The organism is Pseudomonas sp. RL_5y_Pfl2_73, assembly GCF_963970515.1.
Lineage (GTDB): Bacteria > Pseudomonadota > Gammaproteobacteria > Pseudomonadales > Pseudomonadaceae > Aquipseudomonas.
In genome coordinates, this window is record NZ_CAXAPD010000015.1 from 61,087 (window position 1) to 80,343 (window position 19,257).

Sequence of the window (19,257 nt, forward strand, 5' to 3'; positions counted from 1 at the left end):
AAAAAGAGAGCGCTTATCTGTCCCTCCCGGCATTCAACCCTAAGGAAACCCAATGAGCCTCGATCTGCTGGAACAAAGCCTCGGCCAACTGGCCTGCGACATTCCCGGTGCGACCCGTACCTTCCATCATTACAACCTCGACTTCTGCTGCGGCGGGCAAAAGTCCTTGCGTGAAGCGGCGCTGGGCAAAGGCCTTAACCCGCTGCTGATCGCCGACGCCCTGCGCACCCTGCAAGCCGCCGGGGAACTGGGCCATGACTGGCGCGACGAACCCCAGGCGACCTTGCTTGCCCACATCCTGGAGCGCTACCACGCGCGCCATCGCGAACAGCTGCCGGAACTGATCCGCCTGGCCCGGCGCGTCGAGCAGGTCCATGGTGCGCGACCCAGTTGCCCCAACGGACTGGCCGATCACCTGCAGGACATGTACCAGGAACTCGAAGGCCACATGCTCAAGGAAGAACAGGTGCTGTTCCCGATGCTGCAACAAGGCCTTGGCGAACGGGCCTCGGCGCCGATCCAGGTGCTGCGCTACGAACACGACCAGCACGGTGAAGCCCTGGAAACCATGCTCGCCCTGACCGACCAGATCACCCCACCCGCCGACGCCTGCAACACCTGGCGCGCCCTGTATCGGGGGCTGGTGGAGTTTCGTGATGATCTGATGCAGCACATCCACCTGGAAAACAATGTGTTGTTCGTCAATGCGATGAAACCTGCCCACTAATCTCAAACATTGCCCATTACCCCTGTGGGAGTGGGCTTGCTCGCTCCCACAGGGGTTCAGCGTTGTTCTCTGCGGCTCAAAACTGCCAATAGAACATCGCCTTGGCCAACACCACGATCAGCACCATGTGCCCCAGGATACTGCGGCGCAACCCACAAGCGCGGCAAGGCGTCAGGCGACCGCTCTTGAGCCAGTACGCCAGCCACAAATAGTGACCGATGATGCTCAGCGCCAGCAGGATCTTCAGGCTCAGCAGCAGGCCAAAGCTGTTGCTCAACGGCTGGCTCAATGCCCCACGATGCTGCCAGGCCAGGGCCAGGCCGGCGCCGTACAGCACCAGCACGACGCTGTGCAGCACGTGCCGCGAGCGCTGGGCGATGGCCTGGTCGGCAGCGTCCTTGACGCCTTGGGTCAAGGGCCGGCGGGCGCTGTGCCAGATGAAGACCTCGAAAAACAGCGTGCCAATGAAAGCAATGGCCGCCAACAGATGCGTAACCAGCAAGACTCCGTACATTATCGACGCCCTCCGCCCAATCGGCTCATCCCGGATGCCCATCCACCCGCGCCTTGAGCAGCATCGGCCCATAGCGCCAGGCGTATAAACCGAACGCCAGCGTCCAGCACAGCGCCGCCAGCCACAGCCCAGCCAACGGCAACAGCAGCACCAACAGCACGCGGCTCAGGCACGCTAGGTTCAACAGGATGAACGCCAGGGTCATGCCCGCTGGCGGCTCGAGGGCGCGCCCGGTATGGCCCAGGCTGACACGGGCAATCATCGCCAGGATCAACCCGGCCATGGCGCCGATGGTCAGGCTGTGCACCGCCAGGCTCGGGTTCACCGGCACGCCGAAGTGCCACAGCGCCATGCCCAGGCAGGCCACCGCCAACCAGGCGTAGGCCAGGTGCAACGACCACAGCAGCGGCACCCGCCACACATCCCGATCATGCCAGCGCACCAGTCGAATCCCGTGGCCCACCGCCAACGCGGCGAACAACAGGCCGACCCAGACGCTGGCCGTCAGCGCCGGACCGAAGGCATACAACAACGCCACCAGCGCCGACCCGGCCAGCAACAGACGATCAAGCCACGGCCAAGGCGCAACGCCCTCGACCCGACCGAGACCGCGCTGGGTAAAAAATGGAATCACGCGACCGCCGATCAACCCCATCATCGCCGCCACCAGCCACAGGCCGGTGAGCACGCTCTGGCGCTGCAGGCCTTCGTTGTGCTGCACCAGACCGTATACGGATAACGCATCGGCGGCGGCCAACAGCAGCAATACCAGCACAATCGGGTAATTGCGCTTCTGCCGCACGCGCCACAACATCACGCCCATCAACGCCGCGACCGCCAGGGCAAAACCCAGCTCCAGCAGCGTCAGTAACGGCCAGGGCGCATCCATCAGCCAGGCCAGCCGCGCGCCCAGCCACAACAGTGCCAGTGTTGCCAAGCGCTTGCCGCTGAGGCCCGGAGCTCCGGTCCAGGTTTGCACCGCCGTCAGCAGGAACCCGGCGATGATCGCCAGGCCAAAACCGAACAACAGTTCATGCCGGTGCCAGGCCAACCAGCCGCCGGCCGGCTGCCAGGCCGACAAGCGTCCGGTGAACGCCGCGAGCCAAAGGGGAACAGCCAACAGCGCCAATACACACCCGGCCAAAAAGAACGGCCGAAACGCTAGGCGCCACAACGGCAAAATAGCCATGGCCTTGCGACGGTCAAGCACTTGCATACACCACTCCTTTGCCTCACTGAACCGCCAGCGAGGTACGACAAATCAGGGTTCGAATGATCGGCTATCGACGCCGGCCGGCCTTGTCTCAGATCAAGCCAGCTCATCGGTAACCTCCCGCCTCGAACAGGCACTTGCAAGGGGCTTGCCGTTGTGAGGGCAAAGCTTGCTCGCGATGAAGACACCGCGGTCTACAGCAGGCCCGCGTTCTCGTTCATCGCGAGCAAGCTTTGCTTCCACAACGCCTCCCGCGCATAACGACTGTAGCTGAATGGGGTATTTATTACCCTTTCATGGTTGTTTTAACCCTACCAGACCAGGGTCATTTATACCCATATCAGCGCCAGCGCGCCGCAATTCAACGCCCGCCGGCATGGCCCGTCTCTTGCTCAGGCACGGCATCACCTTTCTTGTCGGGGTCTTCCATGAAATCCGTCGTTCTGCCGCTTACCTGGTTCGTCTTGCTCTCCTGCGTCGTGGCGCTGGCCAGCGGCCTGTCCCTGAGCCTGGTCTGACCCCGAACACCTCTTTCGCCATTACAAGGATTCCATGCCATGGTGCTCCACCGCGTCCATCACCAGATTCTGCGCAGCCATCACCTGTTCGAGCCGTTGAACGAAGAACAGCTCGACGAATTGATGAGCAACAGCCAACTGCTGAACATCGACAGGGGTGATCCGTTGTTCCGCCAGGGAGAGCCGGCGCAGGCGTTTTACTACGTGATTTCCGGTGCCGTGAAAATCTACCGGCTGACCCCGGATGGCCAGGAAAAAGTCTTCGAGGTGATCGGCGAGCGCCAGACCTTCGCCGAAGCCATGATGCTGATGGACACACCCAACTACGTCGCGTCCGCCGAAGCCGTCGCCCCGACCCAGGTGTATCGGCTGTCCAACGCCACCTACATGCGTCTGCTGCAAAGCAACAGCCGGCTGACCTTCGCCCTGCTCGGCAAGCTCTGCGTGCGCCTGCACCAACGGGTCAACGAGATTGAAACCCTGTCGCTGAAGAACGCCACTCACCGGGTGGTGCGCTACCTGTTGACGCAACTGGTGCGCCTGCAAACCGTGGACAGTCAGTTCGAACTGCCGATGGCCAAGCAGTTGATCGCCGGGCACTTGTCGATCCAGCCGGAAACTTTCTCGCGGATCATCCGCCGCCTAATCGATGAAAAAATCATCACCCAGGACGGTCGCCAGATCGCCATTCTCGATCGCCTGCGCCTGGAGCAATTCGAATGAGTGCGCAGCCCACTTGCCTGTATTGCCAACAGGCCAACCCTGCCAATGAGACCGAGTGTCGCCAGTGCGGCATGCCCCTGCCCGCCGAAGCGGCGATGGCCGGCGAGCGCCGGCTGCGGCGCTTCACCTGGTTTTGTGTCGGCTTGACGATCTTCTGCATCGTCATGTTCTTCTGGTTGCCTCGCAGCATCACCTGAACCCTCAGTCCTGAGTCAATTGCCGGTACAACTGCGGTAAACGCAGCGGCAGTTGCTCGGGCTGGCGAATCAAGGTGTAGCCGTTGGCCCCGAACATGTACGGCAGGTAGTCCCCCGCTTCGCGATCGATGGTGATGCAGAACGGCGTCAGCCCTTGGCGCCGGGCTTCCAGTACCGCCTGGCGAGTGTCTTCCACACCGTAGCGCCCCTCGTAGAGGTCCAGGTCATTGGGCTTGCCGTCACTGAGCAGCAGCAACAACTTGCGCCGGCGCTTGCAGCCCGCCAATCGCTGTGTAGCTTGGCGAATCGCCGCGCCCATGCGCGTGTAGTAACCGGGCTTGAGTCCCTGGATCCGTCCCCGAGTGTGGTCGTCATAACGCTGGTTGAACGCCTTGAGTTCATGCATGCGCACCTGCTGGCGGCGTAAGGAAGAGAACCCGTACAAGGCAAAATCGTCCCCCAGCACCGACAGGGTTTCGCCGAACAGCAACAGGCTGTCGCGAATCACATCGATCACCCGGTGCTCGTCATTGAGGTGGGCATCGGTGGACATCGACAGGTCGGCCAGCAGCAGGCAAGCCAGGTCGCGACGAGTCTGGCGCTGGTCCATGAACAGCCCGCGTTCGCTGCACTGCCCGTGCTGGCGCTCGACATGAAAGTCCAGCCAGGCTTGCAGGTCCAGTTCCGAGCCTTGGGTTTGCTGGCGCAACCATTGACGATCGTTACGCAAGTGTTCGAACTGGCGACGCAAGCGCTGGGCCGAGCTTCGCAGGCGTGCGGGCAACGGCTGGGGCTGGCAATCGCGAGGGATGAAGGTTTGCAGGCTGACGAAGTCGTCTTGCAAGCGTTGCTTGCGGTAGTCCCACTCCGGCAACAGGATGCCTGCGCCCAACGGGATGTCATCCACATCGGCCGGCGGCAGGTCCAAGTGCAGTTTCAAGCCACCGCCCTTGCGCAAGCGGGTGCGCGACAGGGTCAATTGGTCCAGGTCCTCGGCGACGCGAGCGGCGTCCGGGTCTTCGCTGTCATCCGCCCAGCGATCCAGGTCCACGTGCTCGGTCCAACTGAAGAGGTTTTCCAGGCGCACGATCAACAACCCACCGTCACGGGTGGCATCGTCGATTCGCTCGGCGCGCTTGCGTCCGCCCTGCTGTTCACCGGGAGGTGTCGCCAGGTATTGCTCGGACTCCTCAAGGTTGGCGGCCTGGGGATTGGCCAAATGTTGAGGTGGGTATAGCCACAGCGGCAACGGCCAGGCCGCCCGCTCGCTGCGTGGAAAATGCTCAACACTGCCCGGTTCGCGCAAGGCTTGGCACAACGCCCGTTCCAAGGCGGCTTCGGCCGGGTTGAGCGTGGCCGGATCGGGGCGCAGGGACAGGTGCGCGTCCACCAGTCGCCGGTAGCGAGGGCGCAGCGCCGGGTAGCGTTTCAACACCGCCAGGGTCCAGCGCTGATTATCCCGCCCCCAGTGTTTCATCGGCCCCGACTGCGCGGCCAGCAACGCGAGCCAACGATACAACTCTTCGTTGAGCCCGACATCGGGAAACGCCGCCAGGCTCGCCGGCAACCGCAGGTTATCGCCATCGCAACAGGCCAGAGGCACTTGCTTGCAGGTGCCGGCGATCTGCTGCAACAGGTTGCGGCGCAACAGCAGATCGCGATCGCTGACCGCTTCCACCCCCAGGTGAGGCGCTCCCCCGGTGGCGCGAAACAGCACCTGCAACGAGCGTTGCCGGGGAACCAACTCGACCCGAGCCTCAGGAAAATCGGCACTGGCCCGGCGGGTGATAAAACGGTGCCAGACACTGCCGACCCATTCTTCCAGCTCTAGCGTGAATGCCATGGTTATCTTCCTCTTCAACCCCGATCCACTAAACCTCACACCGCTCCGCTGGGCTGCACCCGTAGGAGCCGTCGAGCGAAGCGAGGCTGCGATCTTTCCCATGGCACTTGAGTCTCAAGCATTACGGAAAAAGATCGCAGCCTTCGGCAGCGCCTACGAAGGCACCACCGCCGCCGGTGCACGCAGGGCCGCACGGCCACGTTGACGGAAGCTGAACAGGTAGCAGAGCAACCCGGCCAGGAACCCGACGCCGCTGACCAGTCGTGCCCAGAACAGCGGCTCCAAATGATCCACCGTGGCCATGAACGGCAAGGCACTGCCATCCGTCATCCAGCGTTGCAACCAGACCTGGACAACACCGGCTGCGGTGAGGAACAAGGTGATCATCACCATCGACAAGGTCATCAACCAGAAGCCCCAGATCTCCAGGCGCTGCGAACGTTCGTCCGACGCTTCACCTAAGCCGCGCAAGCGTGGCATGGCGTAGCTGATCAGCGTCATCACGATCATCGCGTAGGCACCGTAGAAAGCCAGGTGGCCGTGGGCCGCGGTCAATTGCGAACCGTGGGTGTAGTAGTTGACCGGTGCCAGGGTGTGCAGGAAACCCCAGACGCCCGCGCCGAAGAACGCGGTGACCGTGGTGCCCTTGGCCCACAACGTGGCGGCGCGGTTCGGGTGTTGCCGACGACGGTTTTTCACCATGCTGAAGGCGAAGACCACCATCGCCAGGAACGGCAGCGGTTCCAGCGCCGAGAAGATCGAGCCTACCCACAGCCAGACCTCAGGCGCACCGATCCAGAAGAAGTGGTGGCCGGTGCCGATGATCCCGGTGATCAGCGCCATGGCGATAATCACGTAGAGCCATTTTTCAACCACTTCGCGGTCCACACCGGTGATCTTGATCAGGACGAAAGCGAGCATCGAACCCATGATCAGTTCCCAGACGCCTTCCACCCAAAGATGCACCACCCACCACCAGTAGTACTTGTCGCGAGCGAGGTTTTCCGGGTTGTAGAAGGAGAACAGGAAGAACACCGCCAGGCCGATCAGCCCGGTCATCATCACCATGCTGACCGTGGTCTTGCGACCTTTGAGCAGGGTCATGCCGATGTTGTAGAGGAACCCCAGGCACACCACCACGATCCCCATCTTGGTGATGGTCGGCTGCTCGAGGAACTCGCGGCCCATGGTCGGTAGCAAGTCGTTGCCGGTGAACTTCGCCAGCGTCGCATAAGGCACCGCGAGGTAACCCAGGATCGTCGCCACACCCGCAGCGGCGAACACCCAGAACAGCACGATCGCCAGTTTCGGGCTGTGCAGTTCGCGGTCGGCCTCCTCCGGTATCAGGTAATACGCCGCGCCCATGAAGCCGAACAGCAGCCAGACGATCAGCAGGTTGGTGTGGACCATGCGGGCCACGTTGAAAGGGATCAGCGGGAACAGGAAGTCGCCGACCACGTATTGCAAACCCATGATCAAACCGAACAACACCTGCCCCAGGAACAGCATCAGGGCAAACACGAAGTAGGGTTTGGCGACGGCCTGCGAGGCGAATTTCAGATGCGGATTAGCCATGCTCATCTCTCAGCCCTCCTTGTTTGGCGGCCAGCCATTGGTATTGATCTTCGAGCTCCACTTGAGGAATTCGGCGATGTCGTCGACCTCCTGCTCGCTCAGGTTGAACTGCGGCATGGCCCGACGACCCGGAACGTTCAGCGGCTGCATTTTCATCCAGGCCTGCAGGAACGGTGTGAAGGCTTCCTCGCCGCCGCGCCGGTTGACCACATTGCCCAGCTCCGGCGCAAAGTACGCGCCCTCGCCCAGCAGGGTATGGCAGCCGATGCAGTTGTTGCGCTCCCAGACGCCCTTGCCGCGTATCACCGATTCCGTCAATTGCGCCTGGTTGCTGCGTTCTGGAAAGGTCTGTTCCGTGTGGTAGGTCAAGGCCAGGAATATCAGGAAAAAGAAGATGCTTCCCCCGAAATAAATATTCCTGGCCATGCCTTTGGTGAAGGTATCTGACATGGTCGCTTCCTCATTGCTTGGCGTGTTCATTCTAGGAAGCGAGGGGTCGGAAACCGCTTGATGGCGATCAAGAATCTCCGATGGTTTTGGTGGGTTGTTCCGGGCAGATGAGTTTCGATCGTTCCCACGCTCCTGCGTGGGAACGCCGCCAGGGACGCTCCGCGTTCCGCTTCAGGAAGATGACGCAGAGCGTCACGGGATGCATTCCCACGCAGAGCGTGGGAACGATCAGATCAAGAACGAGATGACCAGCCCGATCACCGTCGCCAGCAACGCCGCCCAGCTCAACACCAACCGCCGCCACAATCGCGGCGCGTGGCGCAGTTCCATGAAGCCGTCGACGATCAGCCAGGCCTTGGTTACCGCAACCACCAGGATGGCGATGGACACCAGCCCGGTAGCCGCGATCTGGCCGAGGGCAACGGTGCCGGTGCTCAGCACGGCCAGCGTCATCCAGCAGGCGATCAAGACACGGGAAGCTGACATGAGCACCTCCGCTCAATCAAGGATGTAGACAACCGGGAACAGCAGCACCCAGACCAGATCGACCATATGCCAATACAGCACGCCGGATTCCAGCCCACTGTTGCGTTGCGCCCCATAGCGACGTCGCCGGCACCCTTCGGCCAACCAAGCGAGGATCACCATACCCAACAGCACATGGAGGAAATGAAACGCGGTGAGGATCCAGTACAAGGTGAAGAACGTGTTGTGCTCCATCCCCAGGCCACTCGCCAACAGATGGGCGTACTCCGCAAGCTTGATCCCCACATAGCCACAGGCGAGCAACAACGCCACACACAACAACAGCGCGCCTCGACGCGGCCGGTCCTGCCTGACTTGCTCTTGGGCCAATGCGGCGAACAGGCCGGCGGTCAGCAAGCTGAGGGTCATTGCCAGGCCGGTGGAGCGGTCCAGCAATTGCCGGCCTTCGCTGAAGGTCTGCGGGTACAACGCCTGGGCGGCGGTGAACGCCAGGATCAACAGCGCGAACACCGACAACTCGGCGAGGATAAAAAACCACATCGCCAAGTCCCCGGGCAAACGCCGGGGCACGGCAACGGTTTCAGCCAAAGTGGACATCGACCACATCCATCAACGCAGCGACGGTCTGCGGATCGTCACTCAACGGCTCGGCCAGGCACGCCAGGCAGGCTTGGCGTGGGTCCATGCCGGAGCCGATCATGCGCGCGGCGAAGATCAGCAGGCGCGTCGAGGCGACTTCCTCCAGGTCATGCTGATCGAGCCGGCGCAGCGCCTGCCCCAATCGCACCACTTGGACCGCCAGGGCCAGATCAACCCCAGCCTCGCGGACGACGATGCGCTCTTCATCGGCCACCGCCGGATAGCCAAAGCGCATCGCCACGAAACGCTGGCGAGTGCTGGGCTTCATGCCTTTGAGCAGGTTCTGGTAACCGGGGTTGTACGACACCACGAGCATGAAGGACGGCGGCGCCTGCAGTACTTCGCCAGTGCGCTCCAGGTACAACTGCCGGCGATCATCGGCCAACGGGTGCAACACCACGGCCGTGTCCTGGCGCGCTTCGACCACCTCATCCAGATAGCAGATGCCGCCCTCGCGCACGGCCCGGGTCAACGGCCCGTCCTGCCACCAGGTGCCCTGGGCACCGATCAGGTGACGGCCCACCAGGTCGGCCGCGCTCAAGTCATCGTGGCAGGCCACGGTGTACAGCGCCAGCTTCAGGCGGTGGGCCATGTGCTGGACGAAACGGGTCTTGCCGCAGCCGGTCGGGCCTTTGATCAGCACCGGCATGCCGTGACGCCAGGCCTGTTCGAACATCGCCTGCTCGTTGTCCTGGGGTTGATAAAAGGGTTCATCGGGGTGCGGCACAGTGTGGATAGCGTTCATGGCAAGGCCTGATCAGACAACACGATTGCAGGCCACGCTACGGTGCCCTGCGACAACCTGGCAAGGCCTGCGGCCGGCAAACTTGATCGCCGTCAAGCGACCAACCACCGGCCTGGGCATAGCCTTGTACCGCACCAAGAACCTGCGCGCCGAACGTCAATTACAGCGCAGCGCGGGTCACGCCTGAGGAGAAATGGAATGCTGATCAGCCACAAAAAATCGTGGGCCCTGCGGGTCACGGCGCTGTGTACAGCGCTGGCCGCCCCCCACGTCTTCGCCGACCAAACCGCTGCGCCGGAGCAATCCCGCGTGGTCAAGACCGAAGGCGCGCCTGACCTGAGCCAGGCTGACTTCGACGCGGCCAAGGAAATCTATTTCCAGCGCTGCGCCGGCTGCCACGGCGTGCTTCGCAAAGGCGCCACCGGCAAGCCACTGACACCCGACATCACCCAATCGCGCGGCCAGGCCTACCTGGAGGCGCTGATCACCTACGGCTCGGCCGCCGGCATGCCGAACTGGGGCACGTCCAATGCCCTGACCAAAGACCAGATCACGGTGATGGCCAAGTTCATCCAGCACACCCCACCGACGCCACCGGAATGGGGCATGGCAGAAACCCGCAAGACCTGGAAACTGCTGGTCAAGCCTGAAGACCGGCCCACCAAGCAGATCAGTACCCTCAACCTGCAGAACCTGTTCTCGGTGACCCTGCGCGACGACGGCAAGATTGCCCTGATCGACGGCGACAGCAAGAAGATCGTCAAGTTGATCGACACCGGTTATGCGGTACACATCTCACGCATCTCGGCGTCGGGGCGCTACCTGCTGGTGATCGGCCGGGACGCCAAGATCGACATGATCGACCTGTGGCCGAAAGAGCCGACCAAAGTCGCGGAAATCAAGGTGGGCATCGAAGCCCGCTCGGTGGAAACCTCCAAGTTCAAAGGCTACGAAGACAAATACACCATCGCCGGCTCGTACTGGCCGCCACAGTTCACCATCATGGACGGCGAGACCCTGGAGCCCAAGCAGATCGTCTCGACCCGGGGCATGACCGTCGACACCCAGCAATACCATCCCGAGCCTCGCGTCGCGGCCATCATCGCCTCCCACGAATGGCCGGAGTTCATCGTCAACGTCAAGGAAACCGGCAAGGTGATGCTGGTCAACTACCAGGACATCAAGAACCTCACCATCACCAGCATCGACGCCGCGCCGTTCCTGCATGACGGCGGTTGGGACAGCAGCCATCGCTACTTCATGACGGCCGCCAACAACTCCAACAAGGTCGCGGTAATCGATTCCAAGGAACGCAAGCTCACCGCCCTTGTCGACGTCGGCAAGACTCCGCACCCGGGACGCGGCGCCAACTTCAACCATCCACTCTACGGACCGGTCTGGGCCACCAGCCACTTGGGAGATGCCGGGGTTTCGCTGATCGGCACCGACCCGGTCAAGCACCCGCAATACGCCTGGAAGCAGGTCGCTTCGCTCCAGGGCCAGGGTGGCGGCTCGCTGTTCATCAAGACGCACCCTGCGTCTCGTCACCTGTATGTCGACACCACCCTCAGCCCCGACGCCAAGCTCAGCCAGTCGGTGGCGGTGTTCAACATCGACAAGCTTGACGCCGGCTACACCGTGCTGCCGATTGCCGAGTACGCCGGTATCAAGAAAGGCGCGATGCGTGTGGTGCAACCGGAATACAACAAGGCCGGCGACGAGGTCTGGTTCTCGGTCTGGAGTGGCCAGGAAGATGAGTCGGCGCTGGTGGTGATCGACGACAAGACCCTCAAGGTCAAGAACGTGATCAAGGACAAACGCCTGATCACCCCCACCGGAAAATTCAACGTCTACAACACCCAACACGACATCTATTGAGCCCCATCAATAAGAGGAAAAACCATGAAGCCTATTCTGATTGCCTTGGCCTTGACTGCCGCCTACAGCCTGCCGGCGTTGGCCCAGGACGGCCCGACGCTGTTCAAGAGCAAGCCCTGCGCGGCCTGCCATTCCATCGATACCAAGCTGGTGGGCCCGGCGCTCAAGGAGGTCGCGGCGAAAAACGCCGGCGTCGCCGGAGCAGAGGATTTACTCGCCAAGCACATCAAGGAAGGAACGCAAGGCAACTGGGGACCGATGCCGATGCCGGCCAACCCCGTGACGGAAGAGGAAGCCAAGATCCTGGCTGCGTGGGTCTTGACCCTTAAATAACCACCCAAGGGAGCTTGCTCCCGCTGGGCACTGTAGGAGCTGGCGAAGCCTGCGATCTTTTGATCTTGATCTTTCGCTTGAGATTCAACTGTCAGGGACAAGATCGCAGCCTCGTTGCACTCGACAGCTCCTACGCAGCTCTACATAGCGCCTACATAGCGCCTCGCCACAAAGGCAGCACCCTTTCATTCAGGAGGACGTCATGGAACGACACCGCTTTAGCACCGCGATAGCCACCCTCCTCTTTGTTTTCTCCTCCTGCGTGCTGGCCGCTCCCGACAGCCAGCGCCAGGCCCAACTGCAACACCTGCTGGACCAGGATTGTGGTGCCTGCCACGGCCTGTACATGACCGGCGGCCTCGGCCCACCCCTGACCCACGAAGCCCTGGCCGGAAAATCCCGCGACAGCCTCATCGCCACCGTCACCCTCGGACGGCCCGGCAGCGCCATGCCCGGTTGGGCACCGTTGCTTGCACCCGACGACATTCGCTGGCTGGTGGACCGGCTCCTTCAAGGAAAACCCGCCTCATGATCCGTTCTTTCCTCTCGTCCACCACCATCGCCCTGCTGCTCTGCGGTTGCGCCCAGACACCGTTGCGCGGCACCGGCGATTTGGGCGTGGTGGTGGAACGCGCCACCGGCAGCCTGCAAATCATTGAAAGCGACACCCGCACCGCCCTGGGCCGCGTCGAAGGCCTGGGCGACTTGTCCCACGCCTCGGTGGTGTTCTCCCGCGACCAGCGCTACGCCTATGTGTTCGGCCGCGATGGTGGCCTGAGCAAAGTCGACCTGCTGAGCACGCGCATCGAGCGGCGCATCATCCAGGGCGGCAACAGCATCGGCGGTGCGATCAGCCAGGACGGCAAGCTGATTGCCGTCTCCAACTACGAGCCCGGCGGCGTCAAGGTGTTCGATGCCCAGACCCTGGAACAGGTCGCCGACATCCCGGCCACGCCGTTGCCCGGTAGCCAAAAGCGCTCACGGGTGGTCGGCTTGGTGGACGCGCCGGGACAGCGCTTCGTGTTCAGCCTGTTCGACACCGGCGAGATCTGGACCGCCGACTTCAGCCTCGGCCTCACCCCGCGCATCGAACGCTTCACCGCCATCGGCCAGCAACCCTATGACGCACTGATCACCCCGGACGGGCGTTATTACATGGCTGGGCTGTTCGGTGAAGACGGCATGGCCCAACTCGATCTCTGGCACCCCGAGCGCGGGGTGAAACGGGTACTGGGCCATTACGGGCGCGGCCAGGCGCGGCTCCCGGTGTACAAGATGCCGCATCTGGAGGGCTGGGCCCTGGCCGACCAGCAAGCCTTCGTGCCTGCCGTCGGGCATCACCAGGTGTTGGTGATGAACGCCCAGGATTGGCAGCAGACCGACGCCATCGCCGTGGCCGGCCAACCGGTGTTCGTCACGGCGCGACCGGATGGCCGGCAGTTGTGGGTCAACTTCGCCTATCCGGACAACGACCGCGTCCAGGTCATCGACACCCAGACCCACGCCATCGTCGCCGACCTGCGGCCAGGCCCGGCGGTGCTGCACATGGAGTTCACCGCACGGGGTGACCAGTTGTGGTTGTCCGCCCGGGACGGTGGCGAAGTACAGGTCTGGAACCCGTATCGGCTTGAACCCCTGGGCAGCCTGCCGGCCCTGAGCCCCAGCGGCATTTTCTTCAGCAGTCGCGCACACAAGCCGGGGTACTGACCATGACCTCCAGCTCACTGGCGCGACGCCTGATCGATCAATTTCAGCATGGCCTGCCGTTGTGCGCCGAGCCCTATCGGGCCATGGCCCAGACCTTGGGCTGCAGCGAAGCCCAGGTCATCGACTGCTTGCAGCATCTGCAAGTGGCCGGGACCTTGTCGCGGGTCGGCCCGGTGTTCGAACACACCCGGGCCGGGGCCAGCACCCTGGCCGCCCTCGCCGTGCCCGAAGATCGCTTGCACCAGGTGGCCGCACGCATCAGCCAATACCCGGAAGTCAATCACAACTATGCCCGCGAACATCGCTACAACCTGTGGTTCGTGCTGACCGGCCCCAACCGTGCCCACCTGGAAAACATCCTCCAGGAACTGGAGAGCGACACCGGTCTCACGCCACTGGACCTGCCCATGCTGACCGCCTACCGCATCGACCTTGGCTTTGCCCTGGAGGCCACCCCATGAAAAGCACCCTGAGCGAACAACAGTCACTGGCACTGCGCCGTTTGCTGGAAACCGGCTTGCCGCTGACATCGCGCCCCTTCCAGGCCCTGGCCGAGCAGATCGAGGCCAGCGAGCAACAGGTGCTCGAACAGGTACAGCATTGGCATGAACAGGGGCTGTTCCGCCGTGTCGGCCTTGTGGTCAACCATCGTGCCTTGGGGTTTGCCGCCAACGCCATGCTGGTGCTGGACGTGCCGGACGCCTTGGTCGATGAAGTCGGGCGTCGCCTCGGGCAAACCCCGGGCATCAGCCTTTGCTACCAACGCCCCAGGCGCCTGCCCCAGTGGCAATACAACCTGTTCTGCATGATCCACGGTCGCCAGCGTGACCGTGTCGAAGCCCATGTCCAGGCGCTGCTTGAAGAGCATCTGCTGGACGACCTGCCCCACCAGTTGCTGTTCAGCACACACCTGTTCAAGCAATGCGGCGGACGTTTCGCCGCACCGGCCGGAGCCCGTGTCGATGGATGACCTGGACCGCCGCCTGATCAATCGCCTGCAACTGGGCCTGCCGCTGGTGCGTCACCCTTGGCAAGCCCTGGCCCAGGAGCTGGACAGCAGCAGTAGCGAATTGCTCGACCGCCTGCATGAGCTGCTCAACGACGGCGTACTCACCCGTTTCGGCCCGATGTTCGACATCGATCGCCTGGGCGGTGCGTTCACCCTGGCGGCGCTGGCGGTGCCCGAGCCGCGCTTCGAGCCCATCGCCGAGCTGCTCGCGGACATGCCCGAGGTCGCCCACAACTACCGCCGCGAGCACACCTGGAACATGTGGTTCGTGCTCGCCTGCCCCAGCGAACAGGCGATCAACGACACCCTGCTGCGCATCGAACACCTGACCGGCCTGGTGCCGCTGAACCTGCCCAAAGAGGAGACCTACCATGTCGGCCTGTATTTCCCCGTCTGAGTCTGTGTGGCAAGCGCCGCCACGGCTGGATGAAACACCCTTGGCACTGCGCCTGGTGGAACTGACCCAGGCCGGCCTGCCCTTGCTCGAAGATCCCTGGGCCTGGCTGGCCGAACAACTGGAACTGAGCGTGGAATCCACCCTCGACCTGCTCAAGCGCCTGCAGGCCGAAGGGGCGATCCGCCGCATCGCCGCCGTGCCCAATCACTATCGCCTGGGCTACCGCCACAACGGCATGACGGTGTGGGACGTGGCCGACGCCGACATATCACGTCTCGGCGCCCTGCTGGGGGCGCAGCCCTTTGTCAGCCACTGCTACCGGCGCCCGCGCCGGCCCGACTGGCGCTACAACCTGTTCGCCATGGTCCATGGCCGCAGCCGCGAAGAAATCGACAGCTACCGCGAACACCTGCGCTATCTGTTGGGGGCCGCCTGCGCCGACGACGACATGCTGGTGAGCAGCCGCATCCTGAAAAAAACCGGCCTGCGCCTGACGCCTGTCGGGGTAAAGCTTGGCCGCGAAACAGGTGCGTCGGTTCCTGAAGGACCGCATCCGCGTCATCGCGGGCAAGCCTTGCTCCCACCAAGCCTTTCTCCCACCAAGTTGGGATAAGCCGCGCTGAACCCGCACGCCAACCGAAGGAGCGCCTTATGTTGAGGATCAGCCATTACCTGCGAGCCCTGGCCGGGCATTGCCCCGCCCCACGTGTCGCGCCACCGGGCAGCAGCCGTCCGCCAGTGGTGATCTGGAACCTGCTCCGGCGTTGCAACCTGACCTGCAAACACTGCTATGCAACGTCGGCCGACAGCGTGTTTCGCGATGAGCTGGACACCCCGGCGGCGCTCCAGGTCATCGACAACCTGCACGATGCCGGCGTGCGCGTGTTGATCCTGTCCGGCGGCGAACCGCTGCTGCGCGAGGACCTGTTCCAACTCAGTGCCTATGCTCGCGACAAAGGGTTTTTCCTCGCGTTGTCCACCAACGGCACCCTGATCGACGCTTCCAATATCCAACAGATTGCGGCGGCGAACTTCGATTACGTGGGCATCAGCATCGATGGCCTGGAAGCGACCCACGATGAATTCCGTCAGCTCAAGGGCAGCTTCGCCAGCTCCATGGCGGCCATCCGGCTTTGCCGCGAGCAAGGCATCCGGGTCGGATTGCGCACCACCCTCACCCAGCAAAACCATGCCCAGCTACCGCGCTTGCTGGACTTGATGAATGAGTACGACGTACAGAAATTCTACCTGTCGCACCTCAACTACAGCGGCCGGGGCAAGCGCAGTCGCAAGCTCGATGCCCATCAGCAGATGAGCCGCGAGGCCATGACCCTGATCTTCGAGCGGGCCTGGCGCGACATCGAACAGGGCCGCGACAGTGATTTCGTCAGTGGCAACAACGACGCCGACGCGATCCTGTTGCTGCAATGGGTATCCCGGCGCCTGCCCCAACATTACGCGGCACTGGAGCAGATGCTGCGGGCCTGGGGCGGCAACGCGTCGGGCAGCGGCATCGCCAACATCGACAATACCGGCGAGGTCCACCCCGATACGTACTGGTGGCAGCACTCGGTGGGCAATGTCCGCCAGACGCCATTCAAGACACTCTGGCTCGATCGCCCCGATGCCCTGCTGCTGAAGCTGCGCGAACACCCACGGGCCGTGGGCGGGCGCTGCGGGCAATGCCGCTGGCTGGCGATCTGCAACGGCAATACCCGCACCCGGGCCTGGGCCGACGGCGATCTGTGGGGCCAGGACCCCGGCTGCCACCTCAACGACGAAGAAATCGGCTTGCACGCGATCCCCAGCGTTGCGATGCCTTGCGCCTGATCAACCGACGGCGAACCTGATACCGAACCAAGGAAGTCCCATGCCTGCCTCCATCGTTTTGCCCGCTGCCCTGCAATCGCCCTTCAGACCGGGTGAAGTCGCCCTGGTCGGCGCTGGCCCTGGTGACCCGGGCCTGCTGACATTGCGTGCCTGGAGCCTGTTGATGCAGGCCGACGCGGTGGTCTACGACCGCTTGATCAGCCCCCAATTGCTCAGCCTGATCCCGCTGACCTGCGCCCGGCACTACGTCGGCAAGGCCGCCGGTTGCCACAGCCTGCCCCAGCCACAGATCAACGAACTGCTGGCCGACCTGGCCAACCTGGGACAACGGGTGGTGCGGCTCAAGGGCGGTGATCCGTTCATCTTCGGTCGCGGCGCCGAAGAGCTGGAGTATCTGCTGGCCCGCGGTATCGATTGCCAAGTCGTGCCAGGCATCACCGCCGCGGCCGGTTGCAGCACCTATGCCGGCATTCCCCTGACCCATCGCGATCTGGTCAATTCCTGTCGCTTCATCACCGGTCATTTGCAACGCGAAGGCGACTTGAACCTGCCCTGGCAAAGCCTGGCGGATGACAGCCAGACCCTGGTGTTCTACATGGGCTTGTCGAACCTCGGCACCATCGCCACGCGGCTGATCGCGGCAGGCCTGGCGGCGGATACGCCGGCGGCGCTGATCAGCAACGGCACGCGCCCCGACCAGCAGGTCCTGCGCGGCACCCTCCAGCAATTGCCGGAGATGGCGCTGGCATGCGCCGAAGGCCTGCCGACCTTGACGGTGATCGGCAAGGTAGTCGGTTTGTTTGCCCATCAGGTACTGGAGCATCCGGCCCGCCTGCACCCAGCCCCACCGCTCCAGCCGGCTATCGCGAGGGTGGCCTCATGAGAATCGGTTGGCTGGCCCCATTGCTGTGGATCGGTGCCGTCCACGGCGCCACGGCGCCTGAACCGGACCTGGCGTTGGCCGAACAGAACTACCAGCAACACTGCCAACAATGCCACGGGGTGAATCGCATCGGCGGCGCCGGGCCGGCGCTGTTACCCCAGAGCCTGAGTCGGATCAAGCCCGACGAAATCCGCCAGGTGATCGAAAATGGCCGCCCGGCCAGCCAGATGGCAGCGTTCGATACGGTGCTGGAGCCTGCGCAGATCGATGGCTTGACCCACTATCTCCAGCGTCCACCCGCTGTCGAACCGACCTGGAGCGAGGACGACACGCGCCGTAGCCATCGCCTGCTGGCGGATGTCGCCAACCTGCCTGATAAACCCCAGCATAACGCCGACCCGCTGAACCTGTTCGTGGTAGTGGAAGCTGGCGATCATCACATCGACATCGTCGATGGGGATCGCTTCGACGTCCTGGCGCGCTTCGCCTCACACTTTGCGGTGCATGGCGGACCGAAGTTTTCGCCGGACGGACGCTTCGTCTATTTCGCCTCCCGGGACGGCTGGATCAGCCTGTATGACCTGCACAACCTCACACTCATCGCCGAGGTGCGGGCCGGGCTCAATACCCGCAACCTGGCGGTGAGCAAGGATGGCCGCTGGGTGCTGGTGGGCAACACCCTGCCCGGCAGTCTGGTGGTGCTGGATGCCCGCGACCTGTCATTGGTCAAGACTATGGCAACGGTGGGACTGGACGGCCAGGCGTCGCGGGTCAGTGCGGTCTATACCGCGCCGCCGCGCAACAGTTTCATCGTGGCCTTGAAAGATGTGAAGGAGGTCTGGGAGCTGTCCACCGGACCGAATCCGGACTTTGTGCCCAGGCGTATCAAGGCCGAGGATTACCTTGATGATTTTTCCTTCTCGCCCGATTACCGGCAATTGCTCGCCACCTCGCGCAAGGCCCAGGGCGGCCAGGTGATCGACCTCGACACGGGGCGGATCGTCACCGACATCGCGCTGCCGGGCATGCCGCACCTGGGCTCGGGGACCTATTGGAAACGCAATGGGCACTGGGTGTTCGCCACGCCCAACATCAGCAAGGGGCTGATTTCGGTGATCGACTTCGACACCTGGAAAGTCATCAAGCAGATCCCCACGCTCGGGCCGGGTTTCTTCCTGCGCAGCCACGCCAACTCCCGCTACGCCTGGACCGACGTGTTCTTCGGCCCGGACAACGATGCCATCCACCTGATCGACAAACAGACCCTGGAAATCGCCCACACCCTGCGGCCCATGCCCGGCAAAACCGCCGCCCACGTCGAATTCACGCGCGACGGCCGCTACCTGCTGCTGAGCATCTGGGATACCGATGGCGCGCTGATCGTCTACGACAGCAACACCCTCAAGGAAATCAAGCGCCTGCCCATGAACAAGCCTTCGGGCAAGTACAACGTCGGCAACAAGATCGAGTTCGCCGAGGGGACGTCACATTAAAAAAGGGGGCTGATGCGCAGCCCCGAAAGCAAGCTTTCCCGCCACCAGAAACTGCAACGGTGTACCGTACCGTAGCAGCTGTCGAGTGCAACGAGGC

22 protein-coding genes and 1 pseudogene are annotated in these 19,257 nt (G+C 63.0%); 15 read left to right on the plus strand and 8 right to left on the minus strand.

Features of this window, described 5'->3' with window-relative positions; all coding sequences use genetic code 11:
* Positions 1-52: 52 nt before the first annotated feature.
* The gene (ytfE, locus tag AACY42_RS16215; RefSeq protein WP_339480845.1) at positions 53-727 is read left to right on the plus strand and encodes an iron-sulfur cluster repair protein YtfE; all 675 of its coding nucleotides are present in this window, start codon (positions 53-55) and stop codon (positions 725-727) included.
* A gap of 76 nt (positions 728-803) precedes the next feature.
* On the opposite strand, the gene AACY42_RS16220 is transcribed toward ytfE, so the two are convergent.
* Positions 804-1,241: a hypothetical protein gene (locus AACY42_RS16220; protein ID WP_339480848.1), complete on the minus strand. Its 438-nt coding sequence runs from the start codon at positions 1,239-1,241 to the stop codon at positions 804-806.
* A gap of 25 nt (positions 1,242-1,266) precedes the next feature.
* A complete protein-coding gene (locus AACY42_RS16225) occupies positions 1,267-2,457 on the minus strand; it encodes an NnrS family protein (RefSeq protein WP_339480850.1) in 1,191 nt (396 codons plus the stop codon).
* A gap of 554 nt (positions 2,458-3,011) precedes the next feature.
* Between AACY42_RS16225 and AACY42_RS16230 the strand changes: the two genes are divergently transcribed.
* A complete protein-coding gene (locus AACY42_RS16230) occupies positions 3,012-3,695 on the plus strand; it encodes a Crp/Fnr family transcriptional regulator (RefSeq protein ID WP_339480852.1) in 684 nt (227 codons plus the stop codon).
* A complete protein-coding gene (locus AACY42_RS16235; protein WP_339480854.1) occupies positions 3,692-3,892 on the plus strand; it encodes a protein DnrP in 201 nt (66 codons plus the stop codon). Before AACY42_RS16230 ends, AACY42_RS16235 begins: the two co-directional genes overlap by 4 nt.
* A gap of 4 nt (positions 3,893-3,896) precedes the next feature.
* On the opposite strand, the gene AACY42_RS16240 is transcribed toward AACY42_RS16235, so the two are convergent.
* From AACY42_RS16240 to AACY42_RS16265, 6 genes are all read right to left on the minus strand, one after another.
* The gene (locus AACY42_RS16240; protein WP_339480855.1) at positions 3,897-5,735 is read right to left on the minus strand and encodes a nitric oxide reductase activation protein NorD; all 1,839 of its coding nucleotides are present in this window, start codon (positions 5,733-5,735) and stop codon (positions 3,897-3,899) included.
* 153 nt (positions 5,736-5,888) lie between these two features.
* A complete protein-coding gene (locus AACY42_RS16245) occupies positions 5,889-7,316 on the minus strand; it encodes a cbb3-type cytochrome c oxidase subunit I (RefSeq protein ID WP_339480858.1) in 1,428 nt (475 codons plus the stop codon).
* A gap of 3 nt (positions 7,317-7,319) precedes the next feature.
* On the minus strand, positions 7,320-7,760 hold the full coding sequence (locus AACY42_RS16250) for a c-type cytochrome (protein ID WP_339480860.1): 441 nt from the start codon (positions 7,758-7,760) through the stop codon (positions 7,320-7,322).
* A gap of 228 nt (positions 7,761-7,988) precedes the next feature.
* Positions 7,989-8,246: a cytochrome C oxidase subunit IV family protein gene (locus AACY42_RS16255; protein WP_339480862.1), complete on the minus strand. Its 258-nt coding sequence runs from the start codon at positions 8,244-8,246 to the stop codon at positions 7,989-7,991.
* Positions 8,247-8,258: 12 nt separating this feature from the next.
* Positions 8,259-8,843, minus strand: a complete 585-nt coding sequence (locus tag AACY42_RS16260) for a cytochrome c oxidase subunit 3 family protein (protein ID WP_339480864.1) — start codon at positions 8,841-8,843, stop codon at positions 8,259-8,261.
* Positions 8,827-9,561, minus strand: a complete 735-nt coding sequence (locus AACY42_RS16265) for a CbbQ/NirQ/NorQ/GpvN family protein (RefSeq protein ID WP_445261558.1) — start codon at positions 9,559-9,561, stop codon at positions 8,827-8,829. Before AACY42_RS16265 ends, AACY42_RS16260 begins: the two co-directional genes overlap by 17 nt.
* A gap of 67 nt (positions 9,562-9,628) precedes the next feature.
* On the opposite strand from AACY42_RS16265, the gene AACY42_RS16270 reads away from it, so the two are divergent.
* From AACY42_RS16270 to AACY42_RS16325, 12 genes and pseudogenes are all read left to right on the plus strand, one after another.
* Positions 9,629-9,817 carry a hypothetical protein gene (locus AACY42_RS16270; protein WP_339480868.1) on the plus strand — a complete coding sequence of 63 codons (189 nt, stop codon included), beginning with the start codon at positions 9,629-9,631 and terminating at the stop codon, positions 9,815-9,817.
* A gap of 11 nt (positions 9,818-9,828) precedes the next feature.
* On the plus strand, positions 9,829-11,508 hold the full coding sequence (locus AACY42_RS16275; protein WP_339480870.1) for a cytochrome D1 domain-containing protein: 1,680 nt from the start codon (positions 9,829-9,831) through the stop codon (positions 11,506-11,508).
* Positions 11,509-11,532: 24 nt separating this feature from the next.
* Positions 11,533-11,841 (plus strand): c-type cytochrome, encoded by a 309-nt coding sequence (locus AACY42_RS16280; RefSeq protein ID WP_339480872.1) that lies wholly within the window; start codon positions 11,533-11,535, stop codon positions 11,839-11,841.
* Between the two features lie 202 nt (positions 11,842-12,043).
* The gene (locus AACY42_RS16285) at positions 12,044-12,373 is read left to right on the plus strand and encodes a c-type cytochrome (protein ID WP_339480874.1); all 330 of its coding nucleotides are present in this window, start codon (positions 12,044-12,046) and stop codon (positions 12,371-12,373) included.
* On the plus strand, positions 12,370-13,548 hold the full coding sequence (locus AACY42_RS16290) for a cytochrome D1 domain-containing protein (RefSeq protein WP_339480876.1): 1,179 nt from the start codon (positions 12,370-12,372) through the stop codon (positions 13,546-13,548). The genes AACY42_RS16285 and AACY42_RS16290 overlap by 4 nt, the downstream gene beginning before the upstream one ends.
* A gap of 2 nt (positions 13,549-13,550) precedes the next feature.
* A complete protein-coding gene (locus AACY42_RS16295) occupies positions 13,551-14,009 on the plus strand; it encodes an Lrp/AsnC family transcriptional regulator (protein ID WP_339480878.1) in 459 nt (152 codons plus the stop codon).
* A complete protein-coding gene (ahbB, locus tag AACY42_RS16300) occupies positions 14,006-14,518 on the plus strand; it encodes a siroheme decarboxylase subunit beta (RefSeq protein WP_339480879.1) in 513 nt (170 codons plus the stop codon). Before AACY42_RS16295 ends, ahbB (AACY42_RS16300) begins: the two co-directional genes overlap by 4 nt.
* A complete protein-coding gene (locus tag AACY42_RS16305) occupies positions 14,511-14,954 on the plus strand; it encodes an Lrp/AsnC family transcriptional regulator (RefSeq protein ID WP_058546342.1) in 444 nt (147 codons plus the stop codon). Before ahbB (AACY42_RS16300) ends, AACY42_RS16305 begins: the two co-directional genes overlap by 8 nt.
* Positions 14,929-15,453: pseudogene (gene ahbB / locus AACY42_RS16310) on the plus strand (siroheme decarboxylase subunit beta); the annotation flags it as partial. The gene AACY42_RS16305 and the pseudogene ahbB (AACY42_RS16310), both read left to right, overlap by 26 nt.
* 152 nt (positions 15,454-15,605) lie before the next feature.
* Positions 15,606-16,784, plus strand: a complete 1,179-nt coding sequence (gene nirJ / locus AACY42_RS16315; RefSeq protein ID WP_339480887.1) for a heme d1 biosynthesis radical SAM protein NirJ — start codon at positions 15,606-15,608, stop codon at positions 16,782-16,784.
* Positions 16,785-16,824: 40 nt separating this feature from the next.
* Positions 16,825-17,667: a uroporphyrinogen-III C-methyltransferase gene (gene cobA, locus AACY42_RS16320; RefSeq protein ID WP_339480889.1), complete on the plus strand. Its 843-nt coding sequence runs from the start codon at positions 16,825-16,827 to the stop codon at positions 17,665-17,667.
* Positions 17,664-19,160 (plus strand): cytochrome D1 domain-containing protein, encoded by a 1,497-nt coding sequence (locus tag AACY42_RS16325; protein ID WP_339480892.1) that lies wholly within the window; start codon positions 17,664-17,666, stop codon positions 19,158-19,160. The genes cobA and AACY42_RS16325 overlap by 4 nt, the downstream gene beginning before the upstream one ends.
* Positions 19,161-19,257 lie beyond the last annotated feature (97 nt).